This is a genomic window from Bradyrhizobium sp. CIR18 (assembly GCF_014198295.1).
Taxonomy (GTDB): domain Bacteria; phylum Pseudomonadota; class Alphaproteobacteria; order Rhizobiales; family Xanthobacteraceae; genus Bradyrhizobium.
The window spans coordinates 439,566-460,645 of record NZ_JACIHF010000002.1 but is presented as its reverse complement, the minus strand read 5'-3'; the positions used below and the strand labels follow the sequence as shown (position 1 = coordinate 460,645).

Here is a 21,080-nt window from a genome sequence, read left to right as displayed (position 1 = left end):
ATGACCAGGCATCGCGGACGCGGCATGGCGTCGATCAACTATCCCATCGGCATGAATCTCGGCGGCGATCCAAGCCAGGCCCTGGTTCACTCCAATCCCAGCGGCAAGTTCACGGTGGCACTGTCGTCGATCGACCTCGGCCAGGGCATGAAGTCGGTGACGCGGCAGATCTGCGCCGAGACGCTGGGCGTGCCGGTCGAGGACGTCTATGTCGACACGGCGGATTCCGACACCGGCCCGCATTGCATGGGCTCGTTCGCCTCGCGCGGCACCCACCGGGTCGGCAACGCCGTGATGGCCGCGGCGCGAGAGGCCCGCGGGGTGATGATGGAGGCGGCAGCCGAGGAGCTCGAGGTCAATGCCGCCGATCTCGAAACCGACGGCCGCGGCAATATCCACGTCAAGGGCGCGCCGCATCGCTCGATCTCGACCAAGGATGTCGCGATCGCCGCGCAGTTCAAGCAGGGCAAGACCATTTCGGGCCGCGGCATCTTTCTCGTCCCGCTCTCCAACGTCGATCCGGAGACCGGCGAGATGTCGCCGGCCACATGCTACGCCCATGCCTGTCTCGTCGCGGAAGTCGAGGTCGACGACGAGACCGGCGATGTCGCGATGGTGCGCATGGACTCCGCCTATGAGCTCGGTCGGGCGCTGAACCCCCGTCTGGTCGAGCAGCAGCTGGTCGGCGGCGCCTGGATGGGCGTCAGCCACGCGCTCTACGAAACCCCGGAGCCCTATTATCCCGATCCCGTTCACGGCCCGCGCGACTTCGTCGAATATCTGATGCCGGGCCCCGGCGACATCTGCCCGCACGATATCGCCGTGCTGGAACGGCCCGCTCCCGACGGTCCGTTCGGCGCCAAAGGCCCCGGCGAGATGTGCGCCAATCCGGTGCTGCCGGCCGTCGCGAATGCGATCTTCAACGCCGTCGGCGTACGCATCGACGACCTGCCGATCACGCCTGAAAAGGTGTTGCGCGCAATCAAGGCCCAGGGCGGCGCGCGGCCGCAGGCGCGGCGCTAGAGGATCGGTCGTGGCGGTTCGCAGCAAAATCGTCGGCATCGACAGTCCGGAGGCGCTGGAGAGAGCGCTTCGGGCGGCCTATTACCTTGCCGACGAAGGCCTTGCGACATCAGCCTATCTCGGCCTCGCGCTCGGCAAGCCCCTGCTGCTCGAAGGCGCGCCGGGCGTCGGCAAGACGGAAGCCGCCAAGGCGATCGCGGCCGTGCTCGGCCGGCGACTGATCCGCCTGCAATGCTACGAGGGCATCGATGCCTCCGCCGCACTCTATGAGTGGAATTATCCGCGCCAGATGCTGGCGATCCGCCAGGCCGGCGACGAGAGCATCGACATCTATGGCGAGACCTTCCTGATCGAGCGGCCAATGCTGGCCGCGCTCCGCGCGCCCGATTCCACCGTGCTGCTGATCGACGAAATCGACCGCGCCGACCAGGAGTTCGAGGCCTTCCTGCTCGAGTTCCTGTCCGACTTCCAGATCTCGATCCCCGAGCGCGGCACGGTGCGCGCGGCCGAACGCCCTGTGGTCGTGCTGACCTCGAACCGGACGCGCGATCTGCATGAGGCCCTCCGCCGGCGCTGCGTCTATCACTGGATCGACTATCCGACCGCCGAGCGCGAGGCGCGGATTATCATGATGCGCGCCTCCAGTGTCGCCGAAGCCACGGCACGTGCCGTCGTCGCAGCCGTCGAGAAGTTGCGGCGCGAGCCCCTGAGCAAGGCGCCCGGCATTGCCGAGGCCGTCGACTGGGCCGAGGCCGCAACGCTCCTGCACAAGGGCGGCGCGCGCTGGCCGGACGCGTTCAAGCGCTCGATCGGCGTGGCGCTGAAGGACGAAGAGGACCTGCATTTCATCTCGCCGCGGCTCGATGCCATGCTCGCGGAGGCGACCGCATGAACCCCGAGCCGCAGCTTCCGCGCGCCGCGCGCATCTTCGTCGCGTTCGTCCCGCTGCTGCGCGCGAACGGCTTTGCGGTGGCGCCGGAGCAGACCACGACATTCCTCGCCGCGATCGAGCTGCTCGGCCCGCGCGACATCGAGCAGGTCAAGCAGGCCGCCCTGGCGACGCTGGCTCCGCCGCCCGAACGCCGCGCGACCTTCGACCGGCTGTTCGATCTCCACTTCCGCGGCAGCGAGGCCATCGCACGAGACGACGAGGGCGAGGATGACGAGACAGTCCGCCTCCAGGAGGAGGGCCGCGGCGACGAGGCGCCCCTGCTCTCCGACGAGGCCAACGAGTCAGGCCTCGCCGCGAGCCGAAGCGAGGCGCTGGTCGAGCGCCACTTTCGGATGACCTCAACCGCCGACGCCCTACGCCGCCTGGCGCGCGAGGCACCGCGCCGCCTGCCGCGACGGCGCGGCCATCGCCGCATGCGCGCACGTCGCGGATCGTTTGCCGATCTCCGCCGCACTCTACGCGACTCTGTCCGCAGCGACGGCGAGATCCTGCGGCTCCGTCACATGAAGCGGCGCCAGCGTCCGCGCAAGATGCTGCTGCTGATCGACGTCTCCGGCTCGATGAAGAGCCGCACCGAGGAGAACATGAAGCTCGCGCATGCGCTGCTGCAGGCCGCGCCTGGTGTCGAGGTCTTCACCTTCGGCACGCGGCTGACCCGCATCACCCGCCCGCTGCGGCTGAAGCGCCGCGAGCAGGCCATGAACGCCGCCGCGCACCTGGTCAGCGACTGGGACGGTGGCACCCGCATCGGCGACGCGCTCCAGGCCTTCCTCGCCGTGCCCCGCTTCGGCGGCTATGCGCGCGGCGCCGCGGTGGTGATCGTCTCCGATGGACTCGAGCGCGGCGAGACCGATGCACTTCGCGACGCCGTCGCGAAATTGTCGCGGCGGGCCTGGCGCTTGAGCTGGCTGACGCCGCTGGCGACAAGCCCCGCCTTCCGCCCGCAGACCGAAGCGCTCGTCGCCATCGAGCGCTTCGTCGATGACCTCGTGGATGGCGGTTCGAGCGCGTCGATCGTCGCGCATATTCTGGCGCTGGGACGAAGGAGAGCGGCGTGACCGATATTGTCGACGGCCATCATCACATCTGGCGGCAGGCCGACCTGCCCTGGCTGACCGGCCCCATGCAGCCGCGCATCTTCGGCCCGTATGAGCCGATCCGGCGCGACTACCCGATCCAGGAATATCTCGACGACCTCAAGGGCACCGGCGTCACGCGCTCGGTCTATGTGCAGACCAACTGGGCCAACGACCGCTTCGAGGACGAGGCCGCGTGGGTGCAGCAGACTGCGGACGAACACGGCTGGCCGCACGCGATCGTCGCCTATGCCAATTTCGCCGTCGACGACGTCCGGCCGCAGCTCGATCGCCTGAAGCGCTACAGGCTGGTGCGCGGCGTGCGCATGCAGCTGCACTGGCACGAGAACCCGCTGTACCGCTTTGCGGCCCGCCCGGACCTCTGCGCCGATCCGATGATCCGCCGCAACGTCGCGCGTCTTGCCGGCTATGGCTGGAGCTTCGACCTGCAGGTGTTCACCCCGCAGATGCCGGACGCCGCAGCGCTGGCCGAGGCCTGCCCCGACGTGACCTTCATCCTTCAGCATGCCGGCATGCTGGAGGATCTCTCGCCGGCAGGCCGCGCCGCCTGGCGCGGCGGCATGGCCCGGCTCGCGGCCTGCCCGAACGTGGTCTCAAAGCTCTCCGGGCTCGGCACTTTCATCCATCGCAACGATCCCGCACACATCGCTGCCGTACTCGCGGATACCGTCGCGATCTTCGGCGCCGAGCGCTGCCTGTTCGGCTCCAATTTCCCGATCGAGAAATTGTGGACCAGCTATCGCGAGCTCGTCGGCGCCTTTCGCACGGCCGCGGCGCCGTTCAGCGCGGAGCAGCAGGACGCCATCTTCAGGACGACGGCGACGCGCGTCTACCGGCTTTGACAGACAAGAGACAGATGAGGGAGGGCAACGAATGGCGCTGGAGATCAAGATCCTGGACTATGGCGATATCGAACTGGAATCGAGCTTTCTGGTTCTCGGCCGCGACTGCGGTCGGATCCGCCGCGTCCTCACCCTCGGCTTCCTGATCCTCGGGGGGAAATATCCGGTCGTGGTCGACACCGGCTACCGCTCCAACCAGATCATGGAGACGCTGGGCATGCGCGGCCTGCAGTACCACGAGAACATGATCGAGAACCAGCTCGCGCGCCACGGCGTGCGCATGGGCGACGTCCGCTTCGTCTGCCACACCCATCTGCACATCGACCACGCCGGCAAGGACGATCTGTTCCCGATGAACACGACCGTCGTGCTCAACCGCAAGGAGCTCGAATATTCCGTCTCCGGCCTGATGCATCCGCAGTATCCGGCGCCCGACATCAAGCACCTGATCGACCGGCTTCACACCAAGAGCGCGCTGCGCTTCCTCGACCTCGAGATCACCGGCCCGATCGAGCTGATGCCCGGCGTCTATTGCGACGCCGCCAATGCGCATACCGAGGGCTCGATGAACGTCATCGTCGAGACGGCCGACGGGATTGCGACCATCTGCGGCGACGTGATCTACGATTTCAACGACCAGATCGTGACGCCCTTCAACGAGATCCACGATTGGGAGCCGCGCACGACGGGCAACCACGGCACCAGCAAGCGCGCCGAGAAGGCCTCGATCAAGAAGCTGCTGAGCAATTCGCGCTATCTGCTGCCGGTGCACGACCGTCCCGCCAAGATCGAAGGCGGCAACGTCGTCGGGCGCCTGCACGATCAGGTCCCCGGACCGATCGTGCAGTCCCTGCCCGCACGCAACTGGTTCCCGGCTTGAGATGATCTTGGGGATCGACCGATGACGCACGTCACCTTGCGAAGCGAATTCGAAACCCTGATCGACCCCTATGCGCCGGTCGCGCAGGTCGGCACCGGCTTTGACTTCACGGAGGGGCCGATCTGGCATCCGGTCGATCACTATCTGCTGTTCTCGGACATGCCGGGTGACGTGCGCCGGCGCTGGGATGCGCGGCGCGGCGTGGTCGAGGTCAAGCGTCCCTCGAACAAGTGCAACGGCATGACCTATGATGCCGAGCTCAATCTGATCGTCTGCGAGCACGCGACATCGTCGCTGATCCGCGAGCGGCCGGACGGGCGGCGCGAGGTGCTGGCTTCGCACTTCCAGGGCCAGGAGCTGAACAGCCCGAACGACGTCTGCGTGCACTCCTCCGGCGCGATCTATTTCTCCGACCCCTGGTACGGCCGCATGCCGGTCTATGGCGTCGAGCGGCCGCGTCAGCTCGGCTTCCAGGGCGTCTATCGCCTCGTGCCCGGCGGCGAACCGAAGCTCGTGGTCGAGCGCAATCTGTTCGACCAGCCGAATGGGCTGTGCTTCTCGCCGGACGAGAAGCTGCTCTATGTCAACGACACCGTGCAGGCGCTGATCCGCGTCTTCGACGTCAACGCCGACGGCTCGCTGTCGAATGCGCGGGTGTTCGCAAGCGGCATCCGCTCCGAGCTCGAGGCCGGCCTGCCCGACGGCATGAAGTGCGACCAGCACGGCAATGTCTGGGTCACCGCGCCCGGCGGCGTCTGGGTCTATTCGCCGCGCGGCGAGCTGCTCGGCAAGGTCCGGGTGCCCGAGATGGTCGCCAACCTCGCCTGGGGCGGGCCGGATTTCCGTACGCTTTATCTGACCTCGACGCATTCGGTCTACGCGATCCCGACCAAGGTCGGTCCGCGGCATGAGCCTTATATGAGCGGCCGGCGAAGTAGCGGCGGCGCGGCGCCAAGCGCCTCGCCGGCGGCGCCTATCCTTGCTGACGGCGACATGCGGCTCGATCCGCAGCGCTGTGCCATGATCATCCAGGACCTCCAGAACGACGTCGTCATGGACGGCGGCGCGTTCGCCGACTCCGGTGCGCCGGGACATGCGAAGCAGCAGCATGTCGTCGAGAATGTCCGCCGTCTCGCGGAGACCGCGCGGGCACGGGGCGTTGCGATCATTCATGTCTGGTTCGTCGTCGAGCCGGGCGCGCCCGGCGTCACGCTGAACGCACCGCTGTTCGAAGGCCTCGTCGACAGCAAGGCGATGGTGCGCGGAAGCTGGGGCGCGGCGCCCGTCTCCGGCCTCGAACCCCGGCCCGGCGATTTCGTCGTCGAGAAGATGCGGATGAGCGCGTGGGAGGGCACTCGGCTGGAGACGATCCTCAAGGCGACCGGGCGCGACATGATCATCAACACCGGCGCCTGGACCAACATGTCGGTCGAGCACACCGCCCGCACCGGGGCGGACAAGGGCTACTTCATGATCGTCCCCGAAGATTGCTGCTCGACCATGAACGCCGACTGGCACCACGCGTCGATCAATTTCGCCATGCAGAACGTCGCGATCGTCACGAGGGCAGATGCCGTCATCAGGGCGTTGGGATGAGCGGTGGCAAAGATTTTGCACCTCTCCTGCTCGCCACGTCCTGACTCCGAGTCAAGTGCCGGCGCGCGCGTCTTTCTTGACGGCTTTCGCCAAGTCCGGCCGGACTGGGACCTCGATGTCGTGGACCTCTGGCGGGAGCGGATGCCGGAATTCTCGGGCCCCATCGCCGAGGCCAAATATGCACGGATGAACGGGCAAGCCTTCAACGACACGCAACGCGACAGCTTTGCCGAGGCCGAGCGCATGGCGCTGCGGTTTTCGTTGGCCGATCGGGTGCTGATCTCGACGCCGATGTGGAACTTCAGCATTCCCTACAAGCTCAAGCAGTGGTTCGACATCATCGTTCAGCCCGGGCTGACGTTCCGGTTCGACCCGTCACAGGGCTATCTGCCACTGCTCAAGGACCGGCCGACGCTGGTGATTCTCGCCAGCGGCAGCGACTTTGCCACCGGCATGAACCGCGGCCGCATCGACATGGCAACGCCTTACCTGCGAGACATCCTGCGCTTCATCGGTATCGACAATGTCCGTTTCGTGCCGATCGGGCCAACCACGGGACCGCAGCAGCCGATTGAGGCTGCGCGGGAAAGGGCCCATCGACGTCTGGCCGCAATGGCCACGAATTTCTGAGCGCCCGCCAACGCCGAACCCGTTCAGAGAGGCCCGATTTGCGCCGAGCCTTGCGCGTCGCCTGATCGGGCCTGACGATAGACGTGCCCTGGCTCTGCCCACAGAAACCCATTCGAGAACGGCACACCAGGATAGGCCGCCGCAAGCCGGCGGTTGCCGCCCTCGACATCGTCACGGCCGTTCAGCACGTCGCGAAAGGTCCTGGCGACGACGACCATGTCGCAATCCTGCGGCGACAGGCGAAGTGAGCCGACGTTGCTCTCACGCAAGATGCCGGCCTCGCCCAGCAGATTGGCGCAGGTGTGCGACAGGGTCTGCACCCCGTTGATGGTCAGGAAGTCCTGCTGCTCCAGCGTGTTCAGAAGGAGACCATCCGGGTCCTTCTCACAGACGAAGCGGCAATTGTCCTTGGCGAGCTTGTGCAGGCGCGCATGATAGCAACGGGCCGAGATGGCCAGCGGCACCCTGCCGAACGCGAACACTTCGATCGTGGCATCGGGAACAGCCCTTGCGATGGTCGCCACCGAGGCCAGCGGCAGCTCCGGCGGCAGGCAGATGCGCCTCGCCCCGCGCGCGGCGTGAAAGGCCGCGCTCGCCTCGTTGTAGATGTTGACGAACGGCCCGATCGCGTGCGGCCGGCCTGCGAGCGCCCTGAGACAGGTCAGGTCATTGACCTCGACCAGCCCGCCTTCGGCCGCCGCAAGCTCCTCGGTCTGACGGCGCTCACGCCGCAGCGAAACCAGGATCAGCGAACCCAGCAACACCTGCTTGCCCGCGCTCTGCAGCCGTTCGACCACGCCCGGAATGAAGTCTGCGAAGAACGGCGAGCGCTTCGAGCAGACGACCTCGCCGATGGATACGACGTCGACCGGCGCTTCGTCGGCGATCCGGAAATAGAAGTCGCGCCAGCGTTCCGGCGCCCAATTGTACAGAACGGGACCGAGGCTGAGTTGCATCTTCCGGACCTCACCTATTCGAAAAGATTAGCGCCAGGTCTTGCGATAGGCGCCGACCGTGGAGGCCTGCCCTTCGGTGAACGGCTTCAGGCTTGCGATGTCTGCCTCACTGCCGCTCGCGAGCGCCGCGAGCGCATGGCGGAAATGGCGCACCACGCTCTCGACATAGGCACGGCCGCGCTGGCGGCCCTCGATCTTGAGCGCGGTCACGCCGGCATCGCGCAAGCCTTTGAGCAGCGTCGTGGCATCCAGGCTGACGGGGTCCTCGAAAATATAGCCGGCGCCCTGCGCGGTCGAGAAGCGCCCCTTGCACAGCGTCGGATAGCCCGCAGGCTCGCTCGACCCGAACCGGTTGATGGTGAAGCCGCCCAGACTGGACTTCGTCCCATCCGCAGTCTGTTCGTAGGTCACATGGCTCGGCGGCGAGCAGACGCCCTGCATGTTCGGTGACTTGCCGGTCGCATAGGACGACAGCGAACAGCGCCCCTCGGCCATCACGCAGAGGCCGCCGAACACGAAGACTTCGGTCTCGCAGGCCGATTCCCGGGTGATCTCGGCAATCTCCGGCACGCTCAGGACGCGGGGCAGCACGACGCGCCGCGCCCCGAAATTCTCGGCGTAGAATGCGATAGCATCGGGATTTGCGGCCGCGGCCTGAACCGAGACGTGCAAGCGCTGGTTCGGATGGCGCCGCGCGGCGTAGTCCATCAATCCGATATCGGCGAGGATCAGCGCATCGGCCCCCGCGCTCGCCGCATCGTCCACCGCGCGATGCCAGATGCCGACCGCGGAGGCGCGCGGGAAGGTGTTAATGGCCACCAGGATCTTCGCGCCGCGGCCATGCGCCAGCGCGATCCCCTTGCGCAGCTCGTCGCGGCTGAAATTCAGCCCCGGAAAATTGCGCGCGTTGGTCTCGTCGTTGAAGCCGCAATAGATCGCATCGGCGCCGGCATCGATGGCGCTCTTCAACGCCGCCGGCGTGCCGGCGGGACAGATCAGCTCCATCATCTCGATTGCCCGCCATGGCCGGATGAGGCGATCACGCGGCCACGGGTAGCCTCGAAGGCCCGCCTCGCCGGCGCGCCCAGCGGACCGAACAGCGAGGACAGCTCTTCGGCCAGATCGAGCTGGGCGTCGTCGATCGCATTGCGCAGCGCCAGCACCGCCTCGACATCGCCCTCGACCACGAGCTCACGCGAGAACATCAGGGCATCGCCATCGACCCTGCCTTCGAGCAGCGCCAGAAGATTGGCGAGCGAAGCCGAGATCCGCGCATCCAGACCGCGCGGCAAGTCACGCACCACCGACAGGCGCGGCGGCCTGGCCTCGACCACGAAGGCGAACGGCAGATCGATCGGCTTGATACCGAACCGCGCGCGCGCGTGATCCCCGAGCCTGTCGAATATTGCGGGGTTGCGCCGATGGATCCGCTGCAGGACACCGCCGAGAGCGAGCTGCAGCGGCAGCAGAGGCAGCGGACGCATGGCCAATGCGACAAGCGGCGGAATCGTCGGCAACGGGCCGGGCGATGCGGCGGACGGATCATTCATGGCCACACATCTGGACGGATTGCACGCCGCTGTATTTGAGCGGGAACAATGAAGACCGAAAACAACCCGGCTAGCTCTCATTTTTTAGGAGCTTGTCCAGTTGCAACGTGATGTGCCGCGCTTTCGCGACTTGTCCGACTTCCTGCGCTTCATCGAAGGCCGGGGACAGTTGCGACGCATTCGCGAGAAGGTCTCCGTCGTCCACGAGATCACGGAAATTCACCGGCGTGTGCTCGGCGCGCACGGACCGGCATTATTGTTCGAGCAGCCCGTCAAGGCCGACGGCAGCGTGTCGGAGATGCCGCTCCTCACCAATCTGTTTGGAACGGTCGAGCGGATCGCATGGGGCATGGGCATCGCGCCCGACCGTCTTGGAAAGCTCGGCGAGTTGATGGCCGAGCTCCGCGCACCGCGACCACCGCACGGCATCAGGGATGTCCTCGAGAAGCTCCCGCTCGCGCGCGCCGCGCTGGCGACGCGCCCGCGCACGCGCGCGGCGGCCCCGGTCCAGGACTGCGTCGCGATGGGACCCGACGTCGATCTTGCAAGATTGCCGGTCCAGATCTGCTGGCCCGGCGAGCCGGCGCCGCTGATCACCTGGCCACTCGTGATCACCTTGCCGCCGGAATCCGCGACGGCGGACCAGGAGGAGAATGTCGGCGTCTACCGCATGCAGGTGCTCGGCCGCGACCGCGCCATCATCCGCTGGCTGGCGCATCGCGGCGGCGCAAGGCATCACCAGCAATGGAAGGCGCTCGGGCGCGACATGCCGGTCGCGATCGTCATCGGCGCCGATCCCGCCACGATCCTTGCCGCCGTGCTGCCGCTGCCCGAAACGCTGTCCGAGCTGCGCTTTTCCGGCATCCTGCGCGGCGAGCGGCCTGACCTCGCACCATGCCTCACCGTCCCGCTCGCGATCCCGGCCGAGGCCGAAATCGTCATCGAGGGCTTCGTCTCCGCGACCGAAACCGCGCCCGAGGGGCCGTATGGCGATCACACCGGGTACTATAATTCCGTCGAGAAATTCCCGGTGATGCGCGTGACGGCGATCACCAGCCGGCGTCAGCCTGTGTACCTATCGACCTTCACGGGCCGGCCGCCTGACGAGCCGTCGCGGATCGGCGAGGCGCTCAACCAGCTGTTCGTGCCGCTGATCCGGCAGCAGTTCCCCGAGGTGTCCGACTGCTGGCTGCCGCCGGAGGCCTGCTCCTACCGCGTCGCGATCGCGGCGATCAAGAAACGCTATCCCGGCCAGGCGCGGCGACTGATGCTGGGCCTGTGGTCGATGTTGCCGCAGTTCAGCTACACGAAGCTCCTCATCGTGGTCGACGACGACATCGACATCCGCGACTGGCGCGCGGTGATGTGGGCCGTCTCGACGCGCAGCGATTCCTCGCGCGATCTCGTGACGCTTACCGATACGCCGATCGACTATCTCGACTTCGCCTCGCCGAAATCCGGTCTCGGCGGCAAGCTCGGCATCGACGCCACCACGAAGATTCCGCCGGAGACGGATCGCGAATGGGGCGTTCCGCTGGCCATGGATCCCGCCGTGGTCGCGCGTGTCGATGCGATGTGGTCGAGCCTCGGCCTGTCGGGCACGCCCATGCGCGCGCTGTCCTGACATGAGCGGGCGGCAAGGCATCATCGTCGGCATCAGCGGCGCCTCGGGCGCCGCGATCGGCATGCGCATCGTCGAGCTTCTGGCCGATGATCCACATTACGCGGTGCACCTCGTGGTTTCGCCCGCGGCAGAGCGTACGCTGAACGAAGAAGTCGGGAGCGATGCGTTGGCGCGGCTGCGCGCCCTCGCCTTCCGCCATCATCTTCATTCCGATATCGGCGCCGCGATCGCCAGCGGCTCGTATCCGGTCGCGGGCATGATCGTGGCGCCGTGCTCGATCCGCACGCTCTCGGCCATCGCCTGGGGGCAGCTCGACAACCTCCTGACGCGCGCGGCCGACGTGCAGCTCAAGGAGCGGCGCCGCCTGATCTTGCTGGTCCGCGAGAGCCCGCTGCATCTCGGTCATCTCAGAGCGATGCTGCAGGCGACCGAGATCGGCGCGATCATCGCCCCGCCGATGCCGGCCTTCTATCTGAAACCACAGTCGCTGGATGGGGTGATCGACCAGATCGCCGCCCGGGCGATCAACCTGCTCGACCTTGCAAAGCTTCGAATACCGGCAAGGATCTGGTCCGGCCCGGGCGCCGAAGGCGTCTAGCCGGCCGCCTCGGCGGATCAGTTCACCTCGGCAAATCCGAGCGACGCCTTGACGCCCGGCGCGATCATCCAGGGTTGCCAAGGTGGCTCGAACGTCATGGTGACGTCGACCGATCGCACGCCAGGAACCAGGCACGCGCTGTTGGCGACGCCCTCCTTGAGAAATGATGCGGCGGGACAACCCGGTGTCGTCGCCGTCATGGTGATGTGCGCGGCACCGTCCTCGACCGACACATCATAGATGAAGCCGAGATCGACGATGTTGTGGCCGAGCTCGGGGTCGATCACAACCTTCAGCGCCTGCCTGATCTGCTCCACGAGATCATCATCGTTGAAATTCATGCGCGCACCCTCACGGTCAGTTGATAGGAATCCTTCTGCGGCGTGAAGCCGCCGCGCCACTGATGGCCGCGCTTGGTCAGCTCCCGAAACAGGAAGACCGGCTCACGACTGAGCAAGGCGCAGAGCGTCTGCCCGGGGGCGAGCCGCTCCACTGCAGCCAGAATCAGGACCATCGGCTCCGGCGGATCGAGGTCGCGGTTGTCGAGATGAACCGCGGGCTCCGGCCAATCGCCACCACTCGCCGCCGCGGGCGCCGGTTCAGCCGCATCGGGCGAGCCGTCGTCCGGCAGAAACCGGATCTCCCATTCGCCGCCTTCGAGCTCGGCCTCCCGATGCGCAAAGCCCTTGCTCGCCATGACGTCGAACAGGGGCACCGGCTTGAAGGGGGCATAGAGCCGCAGCCCCTCCCCGGGCGCGAGCCGCGCGAGCGCGGCCATGATGATCGAGAACGGCTCGCCGCCTGCACGCAGGATCGGCCGGACATCGACGTCGATGAACTCGGTCATTGCAGTCTCCTTTCAATTTCGCGAGACCAACAGTTGGGGCACGACTGCTCCGGTCGGCAGACGCAGCGGCTCCGCCACGTCCGCAAGCCGCCTTGCCCTGATGAACTCCTCGCCCAGGCCGAGCGTCGCGAGCGTCACGGCGGCGACGGCGATGCGGAAGCCGAGTGCCGCGTCGACCAGGAGCATCAGGGTTGCCGCCCAGCTTCCGGCAAAGAACAGCACGAACCATTTCAACGCGCGGCGCTCGTCAACGAGATCCTGCACGCGGGGCGTCGGCACTCTGCCCATCACCGGACCGTAGGTCTCGAGCCAGGTCAGGAACGGGACGATCTTGTAGAGATTGGCGAGCACGAGGCCAGTGAGCCAGCCGAACGCGCCGAGAAAGGCGAGCGCTCCGACATGCGACGGGAGAGAGCCGGTCGCGACGAACGCGGCGCCGAGGATTGCGACCGCAACCAGGCTCGCCGGCGCAACGAGGCTCATGCGCGTATTGAGCTCGAGCGCGCGGCGCTTGCGGGCTCTGTACAGGCCGAGCATGTCGCGGCCGTAGGCGATTAGCGACAGCAGCGCCGCAACTCCTGCCAGCAGAAGTGCCAAATTCACCCCGGTCGCGCGCCAGAGTGCGAGCACGCCGCCGACAGCTCCGACGGCCAGCGCGGCAACGCCGGCAAGCCAGGCCAGCCGGCCCAGCCGCGCATCGCCGTCGGGCGTGAGCATGAACATCGCCAGCAGGCGATAGCTGACGCCCATGGCCGTGAATGTCAGCCATCCGCCAAGCCCGGCAATCGCGTGGATCGGAACGCCGGACACCAGCAGGTCCGGCCATTGCGTGCCGACGGCGGTTCCGGACAGCACCAGAGAGAACATGCCGCCGAATGCCGCCGTGACACAGATGCAGGCAAGCCCGGCTGCGACGAACCGCGCCGGCCCCGGCAGCGGACGGGCCGACCAGAGCGTCATGCCGAGATTGGCAACGACCAACGCGAAACCGGCAATCAGCAGGCTCGCGCCGACCGGAAGCAGCCAGGGCGGCCCGGTGAAGTGCCCGCCAAGCGTCAGGAAGCCCGCGAGCAGGATGGTCAGCCCAAGCGTCAGCAGCGCCAGAGCCGGCAGTGTCCAGCGCTCCGCATAGAGCGGCCTTGCGACCAGCACCGGCACGAACTGGAACAGCGCGCCACACAGGACCGTGCTCAACCAGCCGATGCTGACCATGTGCACGATGACGAGCGTGTCCGGGCCGCCGATGTCGTGGTTCGGAAAACCGAACCCGGCGACAACAAGCACTTCCGCAAGCAGCAGCCATACGATTGCGACCGCGAAGTAACTGATGGCCCATCTACAGGGGCTGGTTCCAATCACGGCTTGCTTCCCATCGCGTGCAACACGAAACCCGTGTCGGCGCACGAAAAGGTAAGCGGTTGCAGTCACGACCACTTTGTCGAGGCGCAAACTCCGGCGCCTTTCGCGACTGCCGACATCAGCATCTGTTCAGGGCAAGACCAACTTCTTGCGGATCGCATAGCGGACGAGCTCAGCGGTGGACGACATCCTGAGCTTGCGCATGGCCGAGGCGCGATGGGTCTCGACGGTCTTCACACTCAATTTCAGGATGGAGCTGATCGACCTGTTGGTATGCCCCTCCGCGATCAGTTGGACCACGCTCTGCTCGCGCGAAGTCAGCAGCATGTCGGTCCGATTCTCCTTGTTGCCCTGGTAGTCGTGCAGCAGCCTCTCCAACAGGATGCTGGTGAAGTAAGGCCTGCCGTCCAGCAGGGCCTCGATGGCGGAAATGAGGTGCTTGCGTGCGTCTGACTTGAACAGAAACCCGCGTACCCCGGCCAGAATGGCTTCGGTCAGAAGCTCTTCGCTCTCGTGCATCGTCAGGATCAGGACCTGCGCGCCAAGGTGGAGTGCCTTGAGGCGGCGACTGACCTCCAACCCGTTCATGACCGGCATGGAATAATCGACGATCACGATGTCCGGCCTGGTCTCGAGCGCCAGCGCGACCGCCTGCTCGCCATCGGTCGCCACGCCGCTCACGATCCAGCTGGAATGCGCTTCGATGATTGCACGCAGCCCGGAACGCACAACTTCATGATCATCCGCAATCAAGATGCGTTTCACCGTGTCGTTCCCGTTGGCCGACCTTTGCGCTTCCGGGCCGATACCGGCAGCAAACCGGCAGCACAGTCGAACGATCATAGGGAGCGTGGATGGAATCGTTATCCCACAAAACCCTGATATCTCCGGGCGAAGGTACCGACGCCCGTATTGCTCGCCAATATCGCCGTTTCAAGCCTCGACCAGCCCGGTCCGAACGGCGTACCGGACCAGCCCCGCCGTCGAGTTCACCTCCAGCTTGCGCATCGCGGCTGCCCGATGGGCCTCGGTGGTCTTGACGCTGAGATCGAGGATCGCACTGATGCCCTTGTTGCTGTATCCCTCCGCGACCAGCTTGACGACCAGTTGCTCGCGGGCCGTGAGTTCGTGATGCCGCTCGCCGTTGGTCCGCGGCGCATGGTCGAGTTCGGTCTTCCGGGGCCAGAATGGCCGGTGCAGCAACAAGGCTTCGACAGCTGCGACAAGCAGCTTGTTGGCGTCGGACTTCACCAGGAATGCACGCGCCCCCGCCTCGAATGCTTGCTGGGCAAGCAAGCCCGAATTGTGCACCGTGAAGATCAGCACCTCGGTCTGCAGCGGATACTCTCTGATCCGCCGCGCCACCTCGACGCCGGTCATGCGCGGCATCGAGAAGTCGACGATGGCGACGTGGGGCCGGCTTTCGATCGCGGCTGCTACCGCCATGCCGCCGTCATTCACCTCGGCGACCACCTCCCAATCCACCCGTTGCTCGAGCACCGCCCGCAAGCCCGACCGTACCGCCTCATGATCGTCCGCGATGAGAATTCGCTTCATGGCAGAGCACTCCGAATCCGCATCGGCGATGGGCCGTGACCCGGCCCGTCGCCCCGCGGTTAGTGTTTTTTCGCTGATTGTGCGCCTGCGCGGGCCCTTGCATTTGTCGTGGCCCCGCGGCGATTGGCCCTGTTCGCCGATGGAGCATAGGGAAATACTGCACACAGCACCGTGCCGGCATGCCGCGGCGCGCGACTGGATTGGATGTCGAGCGTACCTCCGATCTCGTGCAGCCGCGCTTGCATCGCCGGAATTCCGACACCAACAGACACCGCGCTCCTGCCGAAACCCGGCGGGAGCCCAATTCCATTGTCGCTGAGCGTCAGGTGAAACCGGCCGTCCGCGGTATCGATGACGATGGCCACCTCGGTCGCGTTCGCATGACGGAAGACGTTCGTCAGCGCTTCCTGGACGACCCGCAGCAACGTTCGTTTCGTCTCGTAAGGCAGCCGATCCACATCCGGCACGATGTTGACACTCGCGCGCAACGACGTGCGCGCCGCAAATCCCTCCGCGTACCGCTCGATCGCAGCCTTCAGGCCCTCACCGGCGAGGTTCCGGGGATGCAGCAGATAGGCAAAGGCGCGGATTTCCCGGAGGGCTTCATCGATCGATGCATCGATTTCGTCGCAGAGCCGCTCGGCCAAGTCCGGTTCGCCGATGCTGCTTCGGATCCGCATGAGACCGAGACTCGCGGCAATCAGGTGCTGGCAGGTCGAATCGTGGAGATCGGACGCTATCCGCTGCTGGATACCTTCTTGGATCGATACCAGGCCGAGATTCACGTCGAGCCCGTTGCCGTGTCCGACCCCGCTCTCGAACGCGCGGCTGCGCAGGGCGCGGTGGCTGCCGATCAAGCGAACCGCACCACCACACGAAGATTGAACGACCGGAGTTACTACCGTTTCGACGTTCCGGGGCGAGCCGCCGAACGCGAGACGCTGCCGGATCCTGATTTCCGCTCCTTCCGCAACGCACGCCCCCAGCGCCTGGCAGACGATTCTAGCGTCGTCCGCGTTCATGCAATCGAACACATCCATGTCGTAGACGTCTTCCGGCGAGAGACCGAGCCGGGACCCGAACTCCGGATTGATCGCCTCATAGACGAAGCGCCCTTCAGGAGACGGACGCACGACGAAGAGGAGATCAGCCGAAAACGTCCAATAGAGCGCTTCGATTGATTGTTCCGAACCTGTCCGCAGCCAGTTCCCGAGGCCGGTTCGATGCGACTCGCTGGCGGGGGAGACATGTACCTTCACGATACGCACTCACTCTTCTCCGGCGACATCGCGACGCTGACAACAGCATCGCCTGTGTCCGCTCGCCTGTTCGGGGACATCTCCCCTCGCCGGCTCGCGGACGCGCCTTGGAGCCGATCCGACTATACACCCTGGAACCGACACACAACAAGAGGTAGCATTTCCATGGGATTAAAATCTTGAATCCGCGACGCGCCGTCTGCGCTGAGCGACAAAGCGGTTCTGAGGGTTCGAATTTGGCGCAACAGAGATTAAAAATGCGGAGTTCCGAGCAGGGGAGTTCCGGGACAACAAACTCCCGCGGCGCCCATGCCTACCTTTGTACCGATGACGCTAGCGGCTGCTGCCACCATTTGCGCCGGACTTCCTCCTGCGTTCCGTCCTTGCTTTCGGAGTCGTCGGAGGCGGTGCAATCTGCAGGGGATGCGATGGCGGCGTCAGACGGTTTGTCGCAGCATCGTCCCGAAGCGCATCGGTATCAAGACGCTGGCTTCGATCGACGGCGTCACGCGGATCGGCAGCGGCAACGGATGCCGCCGCGATGCCCACAACAATGCCGATCAACAGCGACAAGCTTCTTGCGTGCATCGATCGGATACCTCTCAGAATGCGAAGTCCAGACGAGGGCCGATGCGAACGTCCCTATATCGCCGTAGCGGCACGTTCGACGTTCGCGCCTCGTACAGCACGGTCGTGGTGAGCGACACATTGCTCGCAAAATTATACTTCAGACCGACGTCCGCCGAATAGAGCTGATCGCGCCGCCCGCTATTGAGTCCATCGGTGAACCAGTAAGCTTCGAACAACGGCGTGCTCACAATCGACCATTTGGAATCGAGCTTGACCTCGATACCGAGCACGGCGTCAAAGCGCCAGCGGCGCGCCTCCGCCAGGTCGGAAAATCGATAGGTCAGGAGCAGCAATGGCGAAAACGTCGCGTTGTTGAAGCGGAAGTCGCGCGCAAGCGAGCCCATCACATCGTTCGAGGTGAAGGCGAGGTCGCGGTAGATTCCGTCAAAATCGTAGCGATGCTCGTAAATGGCGGAGAAGCGCCAGCCGTCCCAATTTTGGGTCAGGCGCCCGCCCATCCGCGCGACGGCAAAGTTGCCGTCCTTCTCCCGCGAAAACGCTTCATATTGCGCGCGTGCATAGAGGCGGTACGACAGGTCATTGCTGAGGTTCCCGTCCAGCCGGACGCTCACGTCGGGCACGTAGTAAACGTCCGACTTGCGGTTGTCGCGGGTAAACAGGGCGTTGTCGGTGAAGGTGGGCGCGATGGAACCGACGACGCTCCAGGATGGTACTGAGGTGTACGGCACAGGGGTCGCGATCGTCTTGAACTCGGTGACATCAAGGTCGGCTGCACCTGCCGTGCTCGCGCCGAGCAGACCAAAGATCGGCAGAAGAATTCTGGATCTTCGCATGGCGTCCCTCGATGGCTGTCGCGTGCATCGGGATTCGCGTCAGGCTGTGACACGATTGTGGCGTGTTAATGTTCTCGGACTAAATCATGGGTTGATCAGATCGATCATCGTTTCGTAACAGGCCGCATTGACTGATGCGGGCCTAATAGTCGACCGCGTCCCTGGTGATCGGACAGGTCATGCAATGACCGCCGCCGCGACCACGTCCGAGTTCCGCACCCACGATGGTGACGACCTCGATGCCTTCCTTGCGCAGCAGCGTGTTGGTGTAGGTGTTGCGGTCATAGGCGAACACGACGCCAGGGGATGCGCAGACGAGATTGGCACCGCTATCCCACTGGGTGCGCTCGCGCATATAGGCATTTCCGCCCGTCTCCACCACGCGCAGCTTCTTCAGCCCAAGCGCCTCTGCGACGACCTCGACGAAGGGCTTTTCGTCCTTGCGCAGCTCGATGCCTGCGGAGTTGTCGGCCGGACGGTAGGAAAATGCCGCGATATTGTTGACGATGTCCGGATAAAGCAGCACGCAATCGCGATCGGCGAATGTGAAGACCGTATCCAGATGCATCGCCGCTCGAAGCTTGGGCATGGCAGCCACGATCACGCGCTCGGCCGCCTTCTTCTTGAACAGGGCGGCAGCGAGCTGGCTGATGGCCTGCCGCGAAGTACGCTCGCTCAATCCGATCAGCACGTTGCCTTTTCCGATCGGCATCACGTCGCCGCCCTCAAGCGTCGCAAGGCCGTGATCCTGTGTCGGATCGCCCCACCAGACATTGACCTTGCCGGCGAAATCCGGATGGAACTTATAGATCGCAGCGGCGAGGATAGGCTCTTCGTGGCGCGCCGGCCAGAACAGCGAATTCAGCGTAACGCCCCCGTAGATCCAGCAGGTCGTATCGCGCGTGTACAGGGTGTTGGGAAGGGGCGGCAGAAGATACTCGGTCATGCCGGCCGCTTCCCGGATGAGCCTGAGCGTCTCGCCGCCGCGGGCTTCTGGAAAGTCCTGGGTCGACAATCCGCCGATCAGCGTCTCCGCCAACTCGCGCGGCTTGAGGCTTTCCAGATAGGCGCGCAGCTCGTCGATCAGGCCGAGGCCAACCTGATTGGGGATCACCTGGTTGTCGAGGATCCACGTCCTCGCCTCCGGAATCGCGACCGTGTCGGCGAGGAGATTGTGCATCTCGACGACTTCGATTCCGCGGTCGCGCATCTTCTGCACGAAATCGAAATGATCGCGCTTGGCGTTGTCGACCCATAGGACGTCGTCAAAGAGCAAGGTGTCGCAGTTCGTCGGCGTCAGACGTTGATGGGCCCGCCCCGGCGAACAGACCAGCACCTTGCGCAGCTGGCCGACTTCCGAATGAACACCGAAGGGAATCCCTGCATCCGATGTCTGCTTTGTCATGAGGCCTATCTCCGGAACTGCTCCGCTCAGATCGTGATGTAGCCCGTGGCCAGGCCATGAACGCCGACGACCGCGCCGATCGCAACGACAATGAAGATGATCCACTCGACGAAGGTGAAGACTCTCGCCTTCTGCTCGAGGCGCGCCCACAAATACAGTGCCGTGCCGGGCGCGTAGAGGATGGCCGACAGCAGCAGATATTTCATTCCGGCCGCATAGATCAGGAAGAGCGTGTAGATCAGCGCAATGCCGGTAAAGATCAGCCCGCTTCGACGCGCGTCCGGGCGCTTCTCATAGGTCTCGCCTCGCTTGACCAGCAAGAGCCCGTAGGCGGCGACGAGGAAAAACGGGATCAAATTCATGACGCTCGTCAGATTGAGCATCAGCGAGAAGGCGTCCCGCGACCAGTAGGTGCTGATGACGAAGAGCTGGACGACGATGTTGGTCAGCCACAGCGCCGCAGCCGGGACCTTGTTCTCGTTCTCGGTGCCGAACAGGGCCGGCATATCCCTGGTGCGGCCCGCGGCCGAAAGAACTTCGGTGCAGATCAAGCTCCAGGCGAGATAAGCCCCGAGCACCGAAACCAGAAGTCCGATGCTGACGAAGACCGCGCCCCAATGCCCGACCACGGCCTCCAGCACCGCCGCCATGGACGGCTGTCGCATCTCGGCGATGTCGGCGCGCGGCAGCACGGCGTAGGGCAGCATGGTGACGAGCACCATCAGGCTGGTCACCATCACAAAGCCGATGATCGTCGCCGCGCCGACATGGGATCGTTCCTTGGCATAGCGGGAATAGACGCTGGCCCCCTCGATCCCGAGGAACACGAACACCGTGACCAGCATGGTCGCGCGGATCTGCTCGAAGAGACCCTTGTCCGGCATGTCCTCGCCGCCCCAGAAATTGTCGCTGAACTGGTCGGCCTTGAAGGCGAAGATCAGGATGACGATAAAGACCAGGATCGGCACGATCTTGGCGATGGTCACGATGGTGTTGATCGCGGCGGCCTGTTGCACGCCACGCAGGATCATGAAATGGAAGAGCCAGATCCCGATCGAGGCGACGATGATGGCGGTGACGGTATTGCCGTCACCGAACACGGGAAAGAACGCGCCCAAGGTCGACTTGATCAGGACCCAATACGACACGTTGCCAATGCAACTTCCCATCCAGTAGCCAAGCGCCGAGAGGAAGCCGGGATAATCGCCGAAACCTGCTTTCGCATAGGCGTAGACACCGGCGTCGAGTTCAGGCTTGCGCTCCGCCAACGACTGAAACACGCGCGCCAGCGTGTACATCCCACCGCCGGCGATGCACCAGGCGAAGATGGCGCCGAATGGACCGGTTGCGATGCCGAAAGTGCGCGGCAGTGAGAAGATGCCGGAACCGACCATGGAGCCGACCACCATGGCCGTCAGAGCAAACAGCGAAAGCTTCTGAATCGACGGCGTCGCGCTCATGTGAAGGCCTCGGACCGCGAA

General features: G+C 65.0%; 21 protein-coding genes. 9 read left to right on the top strand and 12 right to left on the bottom strand.

The window, feature by feature from the left end:
* Genes GGD65_RS10680 through GGD65_RS10650 form a run of 7 tightly spaced genes read left to right on the top strand, consistent with a single transcriptional unit; the run spans nt 1 to nt 7,020 of the window.
* Nucleotides 1-1,023, top strand: a complete 1,023-nt coding sequence (locus GGD65_RS10680) for a xanthine dehydrogenase family protein molybdopterin-binding subunit (protein WP_018318072.1) — start codon at nt 1-3, stop codon at nt 1,021-1,023.
* A gap of 10 nt (nt 1,024-1,033) precedes the next feature.
* Nucleotides 1,034-1,915, top strand: a complete 882-nt coding sequence (locus tag GGD65_RS10675; RefSeq protein ID WP_183235247.1) for a MoxR family ATPase — start codon at nt 1,034-1,036, stop codon at nt 1,913-1,915.
* Nucleotides 1,912-3,033 (top strand): VWA domain-containing protein, encoded by a 1,122-nt coding sequence (locus GGD65_RS10670; RefSeq protein ID WP_183235246.1) that lies wholly within the window; start codon nt 1,912-1,914, stop codon nt 3,031-3,033. The genes GGD65_RS10675 and GGD65_RS10670 overlap by 4 nt, the downstream gene beginning before the upstream one ends.
* The gene (locus GGD65_RS10665) at nt 3,030-3,914 is read left to right on the top strand and encodes an amidohydrolase (RefSeq protein WP_183235245.1); all 885 of its coding nucleotides are present in this window, start codon (nt 3,030-3,032) and stop codon (nt 3,912-3,914) included. Before GGD65_RS10670 ends, GGD65_RS10665 begins: the two co-directional genes overlap by 4 nt.
* A gap of 31 nt (nt 3,915-3,945) precedes the next feature.
* On the top strand, nt 3,946-4,794 hold the full coding sequence (locus GGD65_RS10660; RefSeq protein ID WP_183235244.1) for an MBL fold metallo-hydrolase: 849 nt from the start codon (nt 3,946-3,948) through the stop codon (nt 4,792-4,794).
* A 21-nt stretch (nt 4,795-4,815) separates the two neighbouring features.
* Nucleotides 4,816-6,390 (top strand): isochorismatase family protein, encoded by a 1,575-nt coding sequence (locus tag GGD65_RS10655; protein WP_183235243.1) that lies wholly within the window; start codon nt 4,816-4,818, stop codon nt 6,388-6,390.
* Nucleotides 6,391-6,393: 3 nt separating this feature from the next.
* Nucleotides 6,394-7,020, top strand: coding sequence for an FMN-dependent NADH-azoreductase (locus GGD65_RS10650; protein WP_179735910.1), 627 nt, complete (start codon nt 6,394-6,396; stop codon nt 7,018-7,020).
* A gap of 23 nt (nt 7,021-7,043) precedes the next feature.
* Here the strand turns inward: GGD65_RS10650 and GGD65_RS10645 are convergent, their stop codons facing one another.
* From GGD65_RS10645 to GGD65_RS10635, 3 genes are read right to left on the bottom strand one after another with little or no spacing between them, the layout of a single operon-like run.
* Nucleotides 7,044-7,976 carry a U32 family peptidase gene (locus GGD65_RS10645; RefSeq protein ID WP_179735912.1) on the bottom strand — a complete coding sequence of 311 codons (933 nt, stop codon included), beginning with the start codon at nt 7,974-7,976 and terminating at the stop codon, nt 7,044-7,046.
* Nucleotides 7,977-8,003: 27 nt separating this feature from the next.
* Nucleotides 8,004-8,981, bottom strand: a complete 978-nt coding sequence (locus tag GGD65_RS10640) for a peptidase U32 family protein (protein WP_183235496.1) — start codon at nt 8,979-8,981, stop codon at nt 8,004-8,006.
* Entirely contained in the window at nt 8,981-9,526 is a 546-nt protein-coding gene (locus tag GGD65_RS10635; RefSeq protein WP_018318081.1) for an SCP2 domain-containing protein, read from the bottom strand. The genes GGD65_RS10640 and GGD65_RS10635 overlap by 1 nt, the downstream gene beginning before the upstream one ends.
* A gap of 100 nt (nt 9,527-9,626) precedes the next feature.
* Here GGD65_RS10635 and GGD65_RS10630 point away from each other — a divergent pair, with 100 nt between their 5' ends.
* Both GGD65_RS10630 and GGD65_RS10625 read left to right on the top strand, forming a co-directional pair.
* Entirely contained in the window at nt 9,627-11,150 is a 1,524-nt protein-coding gene (locus GGD65_RS10630; protein WP_183235242.1) for a UbiD family decarboxylase, read from the top strand.
* A 1-nt stretch (nt 11,151) separates the two neighbouring features.
* A complete protein-coding gene (locus tag GGD65_RS10625; RefSeq protein WP_183235241.1) occupies nt 11,152-11,748 on the top strand; it encodes a UbiX family flavin prenyltransferase in 597 nt (198 codons plus the stop codon).
* 17 nt (nt 11,749-11,765) lie between these two features.
* Here the strand turns inward: GGD65_RS10625 and GGD65_RS10620 are convergent, their stop codons facing one another.
* The 9 genes from GGD65_RS10620 to GGD65_RS10580 form a co-directional block, all read right to left on the bottom strand.
* The gene (locus tag GGD65_RS10620; protein WP_183235240.1) at nt 11,766-12,089 is read right to left on the bottom strand and encodes a metal-sulfur cluster assembly factor; all 324 of its coding nucleotides are present in this window, start codon (nt 12,087-12,089) and stop codon (nt 11,766-11,768) included.
* The gene (locus GGD65_RS10615; RefSeq protein ID WP_179735918.1) at nt 12,086-12,595 is read right to left on the bottom strand and encodes a DUF2249 domain-containing protein; all 510 of its coding nucleotides are present in this window, start codon (nt 12,593-12,595) and stop codon (nt 12,086-12,088) included. The genes GGD65_RS10620 and GGD65_RS10615 overlap by 4 nt, the downstream gene beginning before the upstream one ends.
* A gap of 12 nt (nt 12,596-12,607) precedes the next feature.
* Entirely contained in the window at nt 12,608-13,954 is a 1,347-nt protein-coding gene (locus GGD65_RS10610) for a hypothetical protein (protein ID WP_183235239.1), read from the bottom strand.
* A 129-nt stretch (nt 13,955-14,083) separates the two neighbouring features.
* A complete protein-coding gene (locus tag GGD65_RS10605) occupies nt 14,084-14,719 on the bottom strand; it encodes a response regulator transcription factor (protein WP_026201965.1) in 636 nt (211 codons plus the stop codon).
* 168 nt (nt 14,720-14,887) lie between these two features.
* A complete protein-coding gene (locus GGD65_RS10600) occupies nt 14,888-15,511 on the bottom strand; it encodes a response regulator transcription factor (RefSeq protein ID WP_018318087.1) in 624 nt (207 codons plus the stop codon).
* Nucleotides 15,512-15,570: 59 nt separating this feature from the next.
* Nucleotides 15,571-16,779 carry an ATP-binding protein gene (locus tag GGD65_RS10595; RefSeq protein ID WP_183235238.1) on the bottom strand — a complete coding sequence of 403 codons (1,209 nt, stop codon included), beginning with the start codon at nt 16,777-16,779 and terminating at the stop codon, nt 15,571-15,573.
* Nucleotides 16,780-17,372: 593 nt separating this feature from the next.
* Nucleotides 17,373-18,194 carry an outer membrane beta-barrel protein gene (locus GGD65_RS10590; RefSeq protein ID WP_183235237.1) on the bottom strand — a complete coding sequence of 274 codons (822 nt, stop codon included), beginning with the start codon at nt 18,192-18,194 and terminating at the stop codon, nt 17,373-17,375.
* Nucleotides 18,195-18,336: 142 nt separating this feature from the next.
* The gene (gene arcA, locus GGD65_RS10585; RefSeq protein WP_179735924.1) at nt 18,337-19,599 is read right to left on the bottom strand and encodes an arginine deiminase; all 1,263 of its coding nucleotides are present in this window, start codon (nt 19,597-19,599) and stop codon (nt 18,337-18,339) included.
* Between the two features lie 26 nt (nt 19,600-19,625).
* Nucleotides 19,626-21,059 carry a basic amino acid/polyamine antiporter gene (locus GGD65_RS10580; RefSeq protein ID WP_018318092.1) on the bottom strand — a complete coding sequence of 478 codons (1,434 nt, stop codon included), beginning with the start codon at nt 21,057-21,059 and terminating at the stop codon, nt 19,626-19,628.
* Nucleotides 21,060-21,080: the final 21 nt, after the last annotated feature.

Excerpts from the sequence above, each read along its gene's own strand:
- GGD65_RS10680 (WP_018318072.1), top strand. The coding sequence starts at position 1 with ATGACCAGGCATCGCGGACGCGGCATGGCGTCGATCAACTATCCCATC.
- GGD65_RS10670 (WP_183235246.1), top strand. The coding sequence starts at position 1,912 with ATGAACCCCGAGCCGCAGCTTCCGCGCGCCGCGCGCATCTTCGTCGCG.
- GGD65_RS10660 (WP_183235244.1), top strand. The coding sequence starts at position 3,946 with ATGGCGCTGGAGATCAAGATCCTGGACTATGGCGATATCGAACTGGAA.
- GGD65_RS10655 (WP_183235243.1), top strand. The coding sequence starts at position 4,816 with ATGACGCACGTCACCTTGCGAAGCGAATTCGAAACCCTGATCGACCCC.
- GGD65_RS10645 (WP_179735912.1), bottom strand. The coding sequence starts at position 7,976 with ATGCAACTCAGCCTCGGTCCCGTTCTGTACAATTGGGCGCCGGAACGC.
- GGD65_RS10640 (WP_183235496.1), bottom strand. The coding sequence starts at position 8,981 with ATGGAGCTGATCTGTCCCGCCGGCACGCCGGCGGCGTTGAAGAGCGCC.
- GGD65_RS10635 (WP_018318081.1), bottom strand. The coding sequence starts at position 9,526 with ATGAATGATCCGTCCGCCGCATCGCCCGGCCCGTTGCCGACGATTCCG.
- GGD65_RS10625 (WP_183235241.1), top strand. The coding sequence starts at position 11,152 with ATGAGCGGGCGGCAAGGCATCATCGTCGGCATCAGCGGCGCCTCGGGC.
- GGD65_RS10620 (WP_183235240.1), bottom strand. The coding sequence starts at position 12,089 with ATGAATTTCAACGATGATGATCTCGTGGAGCAGATCAGGCAGGCGCTG.
- GGD65_RS10615 (WP_179735918.1), bottom strand. The coding sequence starts at position 12,595 with ATGACCGAGTTCATCGACGTCGATGTCCGGCCGATCCTGCGTGCAGGC.
- GGD65_RS10600 (WP_018318087.1), bottom strand. The coding sequence starts at position 15,511 with ATGAAGCGAATTCTCATCGCGGACGATCATGAGGCGGTACGGTCGGGC.
- GGD65_RS10590 (WP_183235237.1), bottom strand. The coding sequence starts at position 18,194 with ATGCGAAGATCCAGAATTCTTCTGCCGATCTTTGGTCTGCTCGGCGCG.
- arcA (WP_179735924.1), bottom strand. The coding sequence starts at position 19,599 with ATGACAAAGCAGACATCGGATGCAGGGATTCCCTTCGGTGTTCATTCG.
- GGD65_RS10580 (WP_018318092.1), bottom strand. The coding sequence starts at position 21,059 with ATGAGCGCGACGCCGTCGATTCAGAAGCTTTCGCTGTTTGCTCTGACG.